This is a genomic window from Pseudomonas sp. FP818, assembly GCF_030687335.1.
Lineage (GTDB): Bacteria > Pseudomonadota > Gammaproteobacteria > Pseudomonadales > Pseudomonadaceae > Aquipseudomonas > Aquipseudomonas shahriarae.
Genome location: NZ_CP117427.1, coordinates 3,148,777 through 3,162,082, shown reverse-complemented (window position 1 = coordinate 3,162,082; position 13,306 = coordinate 3,148,777). Strand labels below are relative to the sequence as shown.

Here is a 13,306-nt window from a genome sequence, read left to right as displayed (position 1 = left end):
GAACTATTAAATCTATATGTAGTGTTTGGAGCCCCCAATGCAGATCACCTCAAGCCCGCTGGTCAGTACCCGCCTACACAAGCGCGATGGCACCCAGGTCGCCTTTGACGCCGAAAAAATCCGCCGGGCGATAATCGCCGCCGGTAACGCCACCGGCGAGTATCAGGAGGCCGAGGTCGATCTGTTGTTGGGGGCGGTGCTCGCCAGGTTGCGCGGGATCGCCCGGCTGGATGTGGAGCAGATCCAGGACAGCGTCGAGCGGGTGTTGATGGATGCCGGGTACTTTATGGCGATGCGCGCCTATATCGTCTACCGCGAGCAGCACGGGCGCCTGCGCCGGGATCGCAAGACCCTGGTGGAGGTCGCCACCTCGATGAACGAGTACCTCGACCGCGAGGACTGGCGCGTGCAGGCCAATGCCAACCAAGGCTATTCCCTGGGTGGGCTGGTGCTTAATGTGTCGGGCAAGGTCACGGCCAATTACTGGCTGGACGAGGTCTACAGCCAGGAGATCGGCCAGGCTCACCGTGAGGCGGACTTGCATATCCACGACCTGGACATGCTCGCGGGATACTGCGCCGGCTGGTCCCTGCGCACGCTGCTGCACGAAGGCCTCAATGGCGTGCCTGGCCGTGTCGAAGCCGGGCCACCCAAGCATCTGGGCAGCGCCCTGGGGCAGATGGTCAACTTCCTCGGCACCCTGCAAAACGAGTGGGCCGGCGCCCAGGCATTCAGTTCGTTCGACACCTACCTGGCGCCCTTTGTGCGCAAGGACCAACTGACGTTCCCCGAGATCCGCCAGGCGGTGCAGGAGTTCATCTACAACCTCAATGTGCCGTCGCGCTGGGGCACCCAGACACCGTTTACCAACCTCACATTCGACTGGGTCTGCCCGGAAGACCTGCGCGAGCAGATCCCGATTATCGGCGGCGAAGAAATGCCGTTTGCCTACGGCGATCTGCAAGTGGAAATGGAGCTGATCAACCGCGCCTATATCGAAGTGATGCAGGCGGGCGACGCCAAGGGCCGGGTGTTTACCTTCCCGATCCCGACTTACAACATTACCCATGACTTCCCGTGGGACAGCGAAAACGCTGACCGCCTGTTCGAGATGACCGCGCGCTACGGCCTGCCGTACTTCCAGAACTTCCTCAACTCCGATATGCAGCCCAACCAGGTGCGCTCGATGTGCTGCCGCCTGCAACTGGACGTGCGCGAGTTGCTCAAGCGTGGCGGCGGGTTGTTCGGCTCGGCGGAACAGACCGGTTCATTGGGGGTGGTGACGATCAACTGCGCGCGCCTGGGCTACCTGTTCAAGGGCGATACCAGTGGCCTGCTGCAACGCCTGGACCACTTGATGGAACTGGCGATGGAGAGCCTGGAGGTCAAGCGCAAAGTGATCCAGCACCATATGGACGCCGGCTTGTATCCCTACACCAAGCGCTACCTGGGCACCTTGCGCAATCACTTCTCGACCATTGGCCTGAACGGCATGCACGAGATGCTGCGTAATTTCACCGGCGACGAGGAGGGCACCCATACCGCCCGTGGCCGCGAGTTTGCGCTGCAGGTGCTGGACCATGTGCGCGCCACGTTGCTGCGCTTCCAGGAAGACACCGGCCACCTGTACAACCTGGAAGCCACACCGGCCGAAGGCACTACCTACCGGTTTGCCAAGGAAGACCTCAAGCGCTACCCCGACATTCTCCAGGCCGGCAGCCTTGATGCGCCGTACTACACCAACTCCTCACAACTGCCGGTGGGCTTTACCGAAGACCCCTTCGAAGCCCTGGAGCTGCAAGACGAACTGCAATGCAAATACACCGGCGGCACCGTGTTGCACCTGTACATGGCCGAGCAGATTTCCTCGGCCCAGGCCTGCAAGCAACTGGTGCGCAAGGCCCTGGGACGCTTCCGCCTGCCATACCTGACGGTAACCCCCACGTTCTCCATCTGCCCGGTGCACGGCTACCTGGCGGGCGAACACGAGTTCTGCCCCAAGTGCGACGAAGCCCTGGGCCTGCCCCATTAATCAGTGGTTACCACAAGTGCCTGTTGCCGGTTTGGCAATTGGCTTCACCCCAAGGAGATTGACCATGCAAACCTCTCAGCCCCAACGCCAACGCTGTGAAGTCTGGACCCGTGTGATGGGCTACCACCGACCGGTTTCGGCCTTCAATCCCGGCAAGCAATCGGAGCATCGCGAGCGCGCGCACTTTACCGAAAGTGCCGCTGCGGCCGGGCGCCAATGAGCCGAGCGCTACGGGTCGGGGGCCTGGTGCCCCTGACCACCCTCGACTACCCCGGCATGCTCGCCTGCGTACTGTTTTGCCAGGGCTGCGCCTGGCGTTGTCGGTATTGCCATAACCCGGACCTGATCCCCCCTCGCGGCAGCGATGAGGTGGATTGGCGCCGGGTTTTGCTGTTTCTGCAACGCCGCCAGGACCTGCTGGACGCCGTGGTGTTCAGCGGCGGCGAACCGACCTTGCAGGAAGGCCTGCCGGCAGCCATGGACGAAGTGCGCCATATGGGCTTTCGCATTGGCCTGCACAGTGCCGGGATCAAGCCTGCCGCGTTCGGCCACGCCCTGGCCCATGCCGACTGGGTCGGGTTCGACGTCAAGGCCCTGGCCGAGGATTGCCAGTTGATCACCCAGGTCAAAGGCAGCGGCGCCGCCAATTGGCGCAGCCTCGACCTGCTGCTGCACAGCGGCGTGGACTATGAGTGCCGCACCACCGTGCACTGGCACCTGATTGACCCGCAGCGCCTGCTGCTGCTGGCCCAGCGTTTGCAGGAACGAGGAGTCAAGCGTTTCGCCGTGCAGCTGGTGCGCACCGCGCGCATGCTCGATGAGCAGTTGCCGAGCGTTTCGGCGCAAGCCTTGCTGCCAGAACTGTGGGAAAAAATGCGGGCACTGTTCCCGGCATTTGTTTTACGGGGTTGAGCCTTTCGCACAACCCCTTTCAAGCGTGGCGACTGAACTCCCACCGGATCTACAAAGATGCTGCCCCTTGTGGGCAGGTATTCATCAGGGAGCTTATGACATGACTCGATTAACCACCGCCCGCCGCATCGCCATCGGCTTTGCTATCGCCCCCCTGGCCCTGGCCGGCATGGCGTTGTACGCCTTGCACGACCTGGGCACCCTCAAACAACAGTCGGAGCTGATCGTGCAGCAGGACTGGCCGAAAATCGCCCCGATCATGGTGATTGCCACCGGTGTGCGCGATAACGGCCGCAACACCCGTGACTTGCTGATCGACCAGGATAACCAGGCGGCCCAGCAGGCCATTGGTACTACCCGGCAACGCATCACCGACGCCTTTACCCAGTTAGAGCCGTTGTTCGATACGGCCGCCGGCCAGGCGGCCTATGCCGACCTGAAGAAACACCGCGAAGCCTATGTGGGCGCCTTTACCCAGGTGCAGGCACTGATCCGCCAGGGCGCCCATGCCGAGGGTGTGGCCCAGCTCAAGCAAAACGTACAACCCGCCGAGCAGGCGGTGTTCAAGAGCCTGGAGGCGATGATGGCCCTGCAGGGGCAGATTTTTGCCGAGCGCGAACACGCAGCGCAAACCCTGTACAGCGACGCGCGGCGCAATATGCTCGGGCTGTTCCTGCTGTGCGTGGCCCTGGTGGTGGCGGCAGCGGTGATTGTCACCCGCAGCGTGACCCGGCCCCTGGGCGGCGAGCCCGACGAGGCGGCGCGGGTGTTGAGCCAGATTGCCCAGGGCGACCTGACCACGGTAGTGCCAACGGCAGGCAGCGCTGACGGCAGCGTGATGAAGAACCTGCAGCACATGCAGCACAACCTTAACGAAATGGTGCGCCAGATCGCCGCGTCGGTGGACCGCGTGGCCAGTTCGTCCGAGGAGTTGAGCGCGGTCAGTAGCCAGACCAGCAGCAGCCTGCAGTCGCAAGGTATGGAGATTGAACAGGCGGCCACCGCGGTCAACGAGATGACGGCGGCGGTGGATGAGGTGGCGCGCAATGCCGTCAGCACCAGCGAAGCCTCGCGTCTGTCGGCGCAGACCGCCCAGCTTGGGCGTGATCAGGTGCAGGAAACGGTCGCCTCGATCAGCACCCTGGCAGAGGGTGTGAGCGGCACGTCGGTGCGCATCCAGCAACTGGCCGGGCGGGTGCAGGACATCAGCGGCGTGCTGGAGGTGATCCGCAGTATTGCCGACCAGACCAACCTGCTGGCGCTCAACGCGGCCATCGAAGCGGCACGGGCCGGGGATGCCGGGCGTGGTTTTGCGGTGGTGGCTGATGAAGTGCGGGCCCTGGCCCATCGCACCCAGGCCTCGACCCAGGAGATCGAGCAGATGATCGGCAATATCCGCCTGGACACCGAACAGGCCGTGACCGCGATGCAGGGCAGCAGCGACCTGGTGCGAGCCACCTTGAGCGTGGCACAGCGCTCTGGCGAGGCGCTGGAAGCGATTACCCAGTCGATCTCGCAGATCAACGAACGCAACCTGATGATCGCCAGCGCCACCGAAGAACAGGCATTGGTGGCGCGGGAAGTGGATCGCAACCTGGTGGGCATTCGCAACCTGTCCGAGCAGGTGTTGCTGGGGGCCCGGCATACCGATACGGCGGGGCATGAGCTGGCGCAGATGGCCAGCGAGTTGCACCTGACAGTCGCCAGGTTCCGCGTTTAGCGCTGGGCCTGTGTGCGGGCTTGCCCGAATGCCGTTCAGTTAAGCGCAGATCCCCTGTGGGAGCGGGTTTGCCCGCGAAGACGTCGGCCCAGTAAACATTAATGTTGACTGACCCACGGCTTTCGCGAGCAAGCCCGCTCCCCCATTTGATCTGCGCCGCTTTGAGTATTGCGTTCGCTTGACCGAACGGCGTCTTACAGGTTCCAGCCCCAGAACTGTAGCCACCAGCCATACGCCACCAGCCCATTACCCAGTAGCAGGCAAGCCGAGGCAGCGCAGCGTCGCGCCAGGGGTAGATCGGCCAGCTGTGTCCACGCCAGCCACACACACCAACCAACAGCCCCGACCAGCAATGCGCCGCGCGCCGGTTGGACCCATTCGAGCAGCAACCCTTCGTAGCGCAACAACTTCACCGTGGTGGCCGATAGCCCGAGGAACAGCCCCGCACCGCCCAGGGGCGTCAAGGTCAACGCCAGGGCCCAATACCGTGCACGATCACCGCTGATTCTTGCGGCCAGGCGCACCAGCCCCATCAAGGCGCCGCCGATCAGCAGGCTGCTGGCGCCCAGGTACGCGACGATGCAAAAGCCGTCCAGCCAACTGAAACTGTCGTTGGCCTGGGGGTAATGGGTCAACAGCCACCAGGGCGCGCTGTCCTGCAATGGCCACAGCCAGTCGCGCTCCACCAGCCACTGCGCCAGGGACTGCTTGAGCGTGATAAACCATGGGCTGACGGTCCACTGGAAGGCGCCCATCGCCAGGCCGATCACCCCGAACAGCAACAAGCGCGTATCCCAGGCCAACGCGGGTTTGCGTGGGGCCTGGAGGATTTCGCTATTGCATGAGCGGGCAATCAACTGCACCGCGCCCCGTTGCCCGCTGCAGCGCCCGCAGGCGTGGCAATCGCTGGCGCCTTGCAGGCGGCGGATGTCCAGCAGCGGCGCGCAGTTGGGCAAGGGCAGGCGCGGGCCGTCGTTGGCTTTCCAGCGTTGTTCGTCGACCTGGAAATGCACCGGTGCCAGGCGCGCGAGCAGGGCGAACACACCGCTGACCGGGCACAGGTAGCGGCACCACACCCGTTTGCCGCGCACGAACAACAACCCCACCAGCACGGCGGCCACGGTCGAACCGCCGAGAATCAGCAGGGCCGCCTGGGCGTAGTCGTAGACACTGATCAACTGGCCGTAGAGGGTGGTCAGGCAGAAGCCTACCGTGGGCCAGCCGCCCCAGCGGATCCAGTTCGGAATGCCCAGGCCACGTCCATGGCGGCTGGCCCATTCGCTCAAGGAGCCCTCGGGGCAGAGCACACCGCACCACACGCGGCCGAACAACACGATGGACAGCACCACGAACGGCCACCACAGGCCCCAGAACAGGAACTGTGCCAGCAGCGTCAGGTTATCCATCAGGCGTGCCTGGCTGTCGGGCAGCGGCAGCCACGCCGGCACTACCAGCAGCCCGGCGTAGAACAGCACCACGGCCCATTGCACGCCACGAATCACCCGCCCATGGCGGCGCATGCCATCCCCCAGGCGTTGCAGCCAGGGGGTGTTCACAACGGCGCTCGCCGGGCCCGGTACAGCCCGCGGCCGACCAGCAACCAATACCCCGCCAGCACCAGCAGGGTGATAGTGCTGGGCGTCGCGCGGTAGCCGGCAAACCCTGCGAGCACGGCGCCCAGGCCGTGGCTGTCACTGAGCAGCACGCTGCTGTCCCACCAGGCTTCGCCGACCAGGGTGTAGACCCAGTTGGGCATGTCCATCGCCAGCAGTTGCCCGCCGATACGTTCCACGGCGGCCACTAGCAAGGAGGCTGCCAACAGCAGTAACAGAGCCTCGCTGAGGGCGAAAAAACTCGACCAGGAAATCAACCGGCGTGTACTGCGCAGCAGCATCACTGTGAGCCCGGCCAGCACCAGGCCCAGCCCGCCGCCAATGGCGAACAGAGCCAATGCCGGGCCGTCCAGATGGGCGCCGGCGCCGTACAGAAACACCACGGTTTCGCTGCCTTCGCGGCTGACCGCCAACAGTGCCAGCAACAGCAACCCCAGGCCACCCTGGCGTGCCGCGCGCTGATCGGCTTCGCGCAGCAGGGTATGGCGCAGGCCCGGCCCGTGGCGATGCATCCAGAACACCATCTGCACCATCAGTAGGCTTGCCAACAGGGTCATGCCGGCCTGGAACCATTCGCCGCCAGGCCCGCTCATGGCTTCGCCGGCCCACAGCATCAGGCCGGCCAGCCCGGCAGAACACAGCAGGCCCAGCACCACGCCAGCCCACAGGAAGCGCCCCAGGCGCGAGTCCTCGGGCTGCTGGCTGATCCAGGCCTGAAGGATGCCGATCACCAGCAACGCCTCGACGCTTTCGCGCCAGACGATAAACATCGATTGATTCATCAAATGCTCCTGGGCCGTTATTCGGCGAGGATGCTGCCTTCGGGCAGCTGTGAGTTGAATTCGTCGAAAAACGGATAGGCGCCCGGTTTGAGCGGGTGGATCACCACGAAGGTGGTGACCCCCGGTGACAGCACCTTTTCCACGCGCAGTGGTGTGCTCTCGAACTCGGCCGGGCCCTGGCCGATGTTTTTCAGCACGATCTTGAAGCGCTGGCCGGCCGCCACCTTGAGTTGCGCCGGAGTGAAGTGGCCGTCTTGCAGGGTCAATTCATAGGTGGGCAAGGGCGCGGCCAGGGCCGAGCCACAGGCCAGCAGGGCGCAGAGGGCGAGGGGGCGGCGCATTCAGTAGCCGCCTTTTTTGCCGATCCCCGCGTAGACGAATTCGTAGTGCACTTCACAGCGCTCGAACCACGGCGCGACCCCGGTTTCCTTATCGGTGTGTCGGCCCAGTGAGCCATGGCCGCTGGGCGGCATCACGGTGAAGGTCAGCTGATATTTGCCCGGACCCAGCAGCTTGACGTTGTCGCCGTAGTGCGGCCCGTCGTTGGCCACCATGGCGTGGAACTCACCGATGATCGGGCTTGCGCCGCTTTGTTTCTGCAGGCGGAACGACACGTTGAGGTAAGGCACGAAACTGCCCTCCTGGAAGCCCTGCTGGTTGTCGGCGGTGGCGCGGATATCGGCTTCCAGATGCACATCCGAATCGGCGGTGGCGCGCATCATGCCTGGCGGTGCCATCTCGATCGGTTGCAGATAGACCGCGCCGACTTCCAGGCCAGGGCACATTTGTGGCTCGCCGATCGGGTATTCCTTGGCGACGGCTGCGCCAGTCGACAACAGCAGGGCCAGTGACAGCGTGAAGGGGATACGCATGGGTACTTCCTGACAGGGCAAATGAGAAGTCGAGTCTAGAAAGCTTTGCTGTAAATAATAATGATTCCTGTCAAGTTTCCAGGGATATACACATAACCATTCTTGACGTTGGTCAAGGCCGTGGGGCGGCGCCAGCCGTAGGATCCAATCACTGCCCACCGCTGTGGAGCCTGCTCATGGCCAAGCCATTCCCGCTCAACCCCAAACACCCCGAACGTATCTGCTGGGGCTGTGACCGTTACTGCGCAACCACCTCCCTGGCCTGCGGCAACGGGGCTGACCGCACCATGCATCCGGCCGAGATGATCGGCGACGATTGGTACCTGCATGGTGATTGGGGGATTGAGTTGCCGATTGCTACGGACAAAGTGCCGGAAGCTGGCTGACCGGTGGTGAGGGGACTTGCCAGGTGCCTGAGCAGTCGTTGGCATTTTTTCTGAACCCTCACGTTCACCCCTGGCCCTAAGGTATATGACCTCAGGAGGTGAACCATGCAAATCGAATACATCTGGATTATTTTGGCAACGCTGTTGGTGCTGGCTGAGTTGTGGGCGATCAACTGCGTATTGCGCAGTGCCAGTCGAGCCGAAACCAAGATGCTGTGGGTCGTGGTGATTGTATTCGTGCCCCTGCTGGGCATGATTCTGTGGGCGATCACCGGGCCCAAGGCGATTGCCAAGGAAAACGCCGGCGCCAATCGGTGAACCTCCCGCGTAAAAAAATCGTTTAAATGCCAAAAGAGTTGTCCACGAAAACCGTGGGTATCTCTGTGGATAACCTTGCGCGGGCCCGGCAGCGCTGGCGATTCAACCCGCGGTTAATATTTGATCAGGATCGTTCGCAAGCCTTTTGGCGTGCGGCTTGCGCTTGACACGCGTCGCTGAAATCGGTGCCGGATCCGCTGTTCTACAGCAAACCCTGGAGCGCCTGGCGATAGCTGCGACCACCCAGGCTCAGGCTGTTGTTATGACTGGCCCCCGGCACCAACAGCAGGTGCTTGGGCTCCAGGGCCGCATCAAACAGTTGCTGGCTGAAGCGCGGCGGCACATAGCGGTCGTCAAGGCCATGCACTACCAGCAAGGGCATATGGATCTCGGCGATCTTGTCGATGGAATCAAACTTCTGCGACAGCAACCAGCGCACCGGCAGCGAGGTATTCGCCACGGCCGCCGCCACGTCGGCCAGGGAGGTAAAGGTGGACTCGATCACCAGCCCGCGCACCGGCGGCGGCAGCTGTTTATCGGCGGCCTGCTGGCCCAACTCGGCCGCCAGGTCGATGGCGACGGCGCCGCCCAGGGAATGGCCATAGATCAGGCGCTTGCCTGGATCAGGTTGCAGCACCTGGAAGCGCTCCCAGGCAATCCGCGCATCTTCATAGACGCTGGTCTCTGACGGCAAGTCGCCCTGGCTCTGGCCAAACCCTCGATAGTCGATGGCCAGCACCGAGTAGCCCTGGGCGTGCAGTTGCTCGATGCGAAACAGCTGGCCAGTGAGGTTCCAGCGCACGCCGTGCAGGTACAGGATCGCCGGCGCGTCTTTTTTCGCCGCCGGCCACCACCAGCCATGCAGGCTCTGCCCGGACTTGAAGCTGGCCGGCTTGAGTTCGAACTCCTGTAAGCCTTGCGGCAGGCCGCGGTACCAACTGGCGGTGCCGGGCTCGATGCGAAACACCAGCTCGCGCTCCTTGTGTTGAAGCACATTGCAGCCCACGGGCAGGCCGATGATCAGCAATGCCATGCACAGCAGGGGCAACCAGCGCAAACGCAGGCGCGAGAGAAAACGTGAGGCCATGGAGGTTCCAGGACAGGAGCGAAGCCGGATTTTTACCAGATGCCTGGCCAGTGAGGGGAATATTCAGACCACCGTCAGGGGGCGATTGCTTGCAAAGTGTTACAGGCGGTCTGCACGCGATTGCGCCCCTGATCCTTGGCGCGATACAGCGCCTGGTCGGCCTGGGACAGCAGGCGCGACAGATCGTGGCAGGCCGGCGTGGTGGTCACCACCCCGATGCTCACACTGAGGAACCCCGGTGCCAGCAGGTCCAGTTCGGCGAACCGCTGGCGAATGCGTTCCGCCACTTGCACGGCGCCTCGTTCATCGGTATTGGCCAGCAGGCAGGCAAACTCTTCGCCACCAATACGCGCAAACAGATCGTGCTTGCGCAAGATCGACGCGGTCAGTTGGCTGAAGGCGATCAACGCCTGGTCGCCCATGGGATGGCCAAAACTGTCGTTCAGGCGCTTGAAGTAGTCGAGGTCACACAACAGCAATGTCACCGGCTGCCCGCGCAGCATGCTGTCGGCCAGCAGTTGTTCGCCATGGAGCATGAACGCCCGGCGGTTGCCGATACCGGTCAGCACGTCGGTGAAGGCGGCCGCCTTGAAGTTGAGTTCGGCGCGCTCCTTGACCATCGCCAGGGTGACGTAGGCGATGCCGATGGCATACAGCATGGATTCGAACAGCATGAACGAAAAAAGCTGTACGCCGTCGTTCATCAATGCGTTCGGGTCCTTGTACGGCATGCCGGGATCGAGCACGGCGCGCACGCAGTAAAAGGTCGTATGCAACAGCATCAGCACCACGGCTGGCAGATAGGCCACTTCCAGGTGTTGACGGTGGCGCCACAACTCCAGGGCCGACAGCACGCCGTAGCTCGCGGCTATCAGGGAATACAGGGTCACCCGGCTGGACATCGAGCCATAGAACTGCGGGACCAGGCACATCACCAGCCACAGCGCCGGCCCGGCAAGGATGCCCGGCAGGTGTGGCTTGCCCTGGACAAACAGGCGCATGGCGGTCCAGTTCATTGCCGCGCTCATCAGGAGCACCACATCGCCTATCACCAGCGCGACGAAGTCCACGCCCACCCCGCGCACGACCATCAACGCCGTGCCGAGGGAGGCCAGCAACAGCATCACGCCAAGATAGCCCAGGGTGGGCTCACGTACGCGATGCCAGGCATGCACGGTGAGCAAGCCCATCAGGCAAAAAACGAAGACGGCAACTATCAGGAGCGTCGGTATGTGCAGCATCATGTCCTTGACCCCGAAGGATGCACTGTCGAGATCACCCCGTCGGACACATGCCTGGGCGGTGATCCGGTGCACAAAGGGCGCAATTGTAGCTGGATAACCCATAACAATGCTGGCCTATGGACAGCTTGACGCTGGCAGGGCGTCACCGACATGCTGCGCGACCCTGCGACCAAAAGGCTCCCCATGGACAACAGCCCCGTACGCATCACCGCCGAAGAGTTGCTCTCGGACAACTGGTACCTGCTGAAAAAATACAGCTTCGACCTGCGTCGCCGGGACGGCAGCTGGCAAGCCCAGACCCGCGAGGTGTACGACCGCGGCAACGGTGCAACCATCCTGCTGTACAACACCTTGCAGCGCACAGTGTTGCTGATTCGCCAGTTCCGCATGCCGACCTTCGTCAATGGTCATGACGGCTACCTGATCGAAACCGCCGCTGGCTTGCTGGACAACGCCAGCCCCGAAGAACGTATTCGCCTGGAAGTCGAGGAAGAAACCGGCTACCGCGTAGGCCACGTGGAGAAAATCTACTCGGCCTTCATGAGCCCGGGCTCGGTGACCGAGCGCATTCATTTCTTTATCGGTGAGTACCAACCTGGCGACCGCGTGGGCGAGGGCGGCGGGTTGGAGCACGAAGGCGAAGATATTCAGGTGCTGGAGTTGGGATTCGACGAGGCCATCGCCATGGTTGGCCGCGGCGAAATTGTCGATGGCAAGACCATCATGCTCCTGCAATACCTGGAGCTGCGGCTGCTCAAGGCGGCGCTGACCCACGCGTAGAAGCCAGCGCCTCCAGGGGCATTTTCTTCAATACGCACTGGCTACAGGGACGTAGCGTACAGGCCTGTCCACCTGTCATTACAAAAAAGGAAGTGCAATGAGTTTGATCATGTCCATGGCCGCCTTCGCCTTGGCGACGTCCATCACCCCCGGCCCGGTCAATGTGGTCGCCCTTGGCTCGGGCGCGCGCTTTGGTTTTGCCGCCAGCCAGAAACACGTGGCCGGCGCGGCCTTGGGCTTCACCTTGCTGCTGGTGTTGATTGGCCTGGGCCTGCACGAACTGCTGGTGCGCTGGCCGATCCTGACCCAGGGCATCCAGTGGGGCGGGGTGGCCTTTCTGCTGTACATGGCCTACAAGCTGGCGATGGACGACGGCCGGCTGGATGCGCAAGACGCGGCTGTTGCGCCGTCGATGCTCTATGGCGCGGTCATGCAATGGCTCAACCCCAAGGCCTGGCTGGCGTGTGTGGCGGGCATGGGCCTGTTTGCGGCCGATGGTGAGGCTGCGCGGGTCTGGCAACTGGCGGCGGTGTACCTGGTGATTTGCTATCTATCGGTGGCGTGCTGGGCGTATGTCGGCACGTTCTTTCGTCGTTACCTGAGCAATGCCCGGGGCATGCGCCTGTTCAATCGGGCCATGGCGCTGTTGCTGGTGATCAGCGTGGTGTACCTGTTGCTGGCGTGAGTCAGCCGCGATACTGCCCCGGCGTGGCCGCCAGGTGTTGCTTGAACGTGCGCTGCAGATGCGCCTGGTCGGCAAAACCGGCGGCCAGTGCCACATCGGCAATCAGGTGGCCGCTACGCAACTGGTTGCGGGCGAACTGGACGCGCTGGTTGATCAGGAACGCATGGGGCGTCATGCCGTAAGCCTGCTTGAACGCGCGGATCAGGTAAGACGGCGACAACTGCGCCGCCTGGCAGATAGCTTCCAGCTTCAGCGCCTCGGTGCAATGCGCGCGGATGTACTCGGCGGCGTGTTCCAGCTTGTGATTGACCTCGCGTACAGGCTCGGCAGCCGGGTTCAGGCGCAGTTGCACCTCAGTGAAAAAACTCACCACGGCGCTGTGTTTCTGCAGGTGCTCGGTGTGCTCGTCGACCAGCACGGTGTACAGCTCCAACAGGCCGGCAAACAGCAGCGGGTCGTCGGTATGGGTCGCGTCGAAGCGGCGAAAGCCCAAGTCACTGGCAAACCCCAACTGGTGTTGCAGATCGGTCAGCCAGGGCGTGTCGATGTAGAGCATGTGATACGACCAGGGTTGGTCGTCGATGGGGTTGCAGGCATGCACATCGCCCGGGTTCATCAGCACCACAGTGCCGGCGCGGATGTGGAAGGTGTCCGGGCCATGGAGATACAGGCTTTGCCCGGCGGTGATCGCGCCAATCGAGAAGTGGTCGTGGGCATGCCGGGTGTAGCAGACCTTGCGCCCATCCTCGATGGTACGCGCCTCGATAAACGGCAGGCTGGCATCACGCCAGAAGCGTGGGGCGGCGAGGTCGGGCAGCGCCATGGTGCAATCTCCGGGGGACCTTGTAGGACCACGATGATTGCACATAAATACG

Annotated in this window: 15 protein-coding genes; 8 read left to right on the top strand and 7 right to left on the bottom strand. The window is 63.0% G+C overall.

Features of this window, described 5'->3' with window-relative positions:
• Nucleotides 1–37 precede the first annotated feature (37 nt).
• From PSH80_RS14070 to PSH80_RS14055, 4 genes are all read left to right on the top strand, one after another.
• Complete coding sequence (locus PSH80_RS14070) at nucleotides 38–2,032, top strand: ribonucleoside triphosphate reductase (protein WP_186625158.1); 1,995 nt, start codon at nucleotides 38–40, stop codon at nucleotides 2,030–2,032.
• A 64-nt stretch (nucleotides 2,033–2,096) separates the two neighbouring features.
• Complete coding sequence (gene nrdD / locus PSH80_RS14065) at nucleotides 2,097–2,252, top strand: anaerobic ribonucleoside-triphosphate reductase (protein ID WP_038441552.1); 156 nt, start codon at nucleotides 2,097–2,099, stop codon at nucleotides 2,250–2,252.
• Nucleotides 2,249–2,944, top strand: coding sequence for an anaerobic ribonucleoside-triphosphate reductase activating protein (locus PSH80_RS14060; RefSeq protein WP_057959383.1), 696 nt, complete (start codon nucleotides 2,249–2,251; stop codon nucleotides 2,942–2,944). The genes nrdD and PSH80_RS14060 overlap by 4 nt, the downstream gene beginning before the upstream one ends.
• A 100-nt stretch (nucleotides 2,945–3,044) precedes the next feature.
• Complete coding sequence (locus PSH80_RS14055; protein WP_169960676.1) at nucleotides 3,045–4,664, top strand: methyl-accepting chemotaxis protein; 1,620 nt, start codon at nucleotides 3,045–3,047, stop codon at nucleotides 4,662–4,664.
• A 194-nt stretch (nucleotides 4,665–4,858) separates the two neighbouring features.
• Here PSH80_RS14055 and PSH80_RS14050 read toward each other — a convergent pair whose 3' ends face one another.
• The 4 genes from PSH80_RS14050 to PSH80_RS14035 are packed head-to-tail and all read right to left on the bottom strand — an operon-like array spanning nucleotide 4,859 to nucleotide 7,931.
• The gene (locus tag PSH80_RS14050; protein ID WP_305420591.1) at nucleotides 4,859–6,184 is read right to left on the bottom strand and encodes a 4Fe-4S binding protein; all 1,326 of its coding nucleotides are present in this window, start codon (nucleotides 6,182–6,184) and stop codon (nucleotides 4,859–4,861) included.
• A 32-nt stretch (nucleotides 6,185–6,216) separates the two neighbouring features.
• Nucleotides 6,217–7,059: an FTR1 family protein gene (locus tag PSH80_RS14045; RefSeq protein ID WP_115128327.1), complete on the bottom strand. Its 843-nt coding sequence runs from the start codon at nucleotides 7,057–7,059 to the stop codon at nucleotides 6,217–6,219.
• A gap of 17 nt (nucleotides 7,060–7,076) precedes the next feature.
• Nucleotides 7,077–7,400 carry a cupredoxin domain-containing protein gene (locus tag PSH80_RS14040; RefSeq protein ID WP_057436827.1) on the bottom strand — a complete coding sequence of 108 codons (324 nt, stop codon included), beginning with the start codon at nucleotides 7,398–7,400 and terminating at the stop codon, nucleotides 7,077–7,079.
• Nucleotides 7,401–7,931, bottom strand: a complete 531-nt coding sequence (locus PSH80_RS14035) for an iron transporter (protein WP_057959386.1) — start codon at nucleotides 7,929–7,931, stop codon at nucleotides 7,401–7,403. It lies immediately after the preceding gene.
• Between the two features lie 176 nt (nucleotides 7,932–8,107).
• On the opposite strand from PSH80_RS14035, the gene PSH80_RS14030 reads away from it, so the two are divergent.
• Together PSH80_RS14030 and PSH80_RS14025 are read left to right on the top strand one after the other, a co-directional pair.
• Nucleotides 8,108–8,317 (top strand): DUF3079 domain-containing protein, encoded by a 210-nt coding sequence (locus PSH80_RS14030; protein WP_057436825.1) that lies wholly within the window; start codon nucleotides 8,108–8,110, stop codon nucleotides 8,315–8,317.
• Nucleotides 8,318–8,422: 105 nt separating this feature from the next.
• The gene (locus tag PSH80_RS14025; RefSeq protein WP_057959387.1) at nucleotides 8,423–8,635 is read left to right on the top strand and encodes a PLDc N-terminal domain-containing protein; all 213 of its coding nucleotides are present in this window, start codon (nucleotides 8,423–8,425) and stop codon (nucleotides 8,633–8,635) included.
• 202 nt (nucleotides 8,636–8,837) lie between these two features.
• Here PSH80_RS14025 and PSH80_RS14020 read toward each other — a convergent pair whose 3' ends face one another.
• Both PSH80_RS14020 and PSH80_RS14015 read right to left on the bottom strand, forming a co-directional pair.
• Nucleotides 8,838–9,722: an alpha/beta hydrolase gene (locus PSH80_RS14020; RefSeq protein ID WP_057959388.1), complete on the bottom strand. Its 885-nt coding sequence runs from the start codon at nucleotides 9,720–9,722 to the stop codon at nucleotides 8,838–8,840.
• Nucleotides 9,723–9,796: 74 nt separating this feature from the next.
• Complete coding sequence (locus tag PSH80_RS14015; RefSeq protein ID WP_305417168.1) at nucleotides 9,797–10,966, bottom strand: diguanylate cyclase; 1,170 nt, start codon at nucleotides 10,964–10,966, stop codon at nucleotides 9,797–9,799.
• A 183-nt stretch (nucleotides 10,967–11,149) separates the two neighbouring features.
• Here PSH80_RS14015 and PSH80_RS14010 point away from each other — a divergent pair, with 183 nt between their 5' ends.
• Together PSH80_RS14010 and PSH80_RS14005 are read left to right on the top strand one after the other, a co-directional pair.
• A complete protein-coding gene (locus tag PSH80_RS14010; RefSeq protein WP_170059228.1) occupies nucleotides 11,150–11,746 on the top strand; it encodes an NUDIX domain-containing protein in 597 nt (198 codons plus the stop codon).
• A gap of 97 nt (nucleotides 11,747–11,843) precedes the next feature.
• Complete coding sequence (locus PSH80_RS14005) at nucleotides 11,844–12,431, top strand: LysE family translocator (protein WP_057445062.1); 588 nt, start codon at nucleotides 11,844–11,846, stop codon at nucleotides 12,429–12,431.
• Between the two features lies 1 nt (nucleotide 12,432).
• On the opposite strand, the gene PSH80_RS14000 is transcribed toward PSH80_RS14005, so the two are convergent.
• Nucleotides 12,433–13,254 (bottom strand): AraC family transcriptional regulator, encoded by an 822-nt coding sequence (locus PSH80_RS14000; protein WP_057436815.1) that lies wholly within the window; start codon nucleotides 13,252–13,254, stop codon nucleotides 12,433–12,435.
• Between the last annotated feature and the right edge of the window lie 52 nt (nucleotides 13,255–13,306).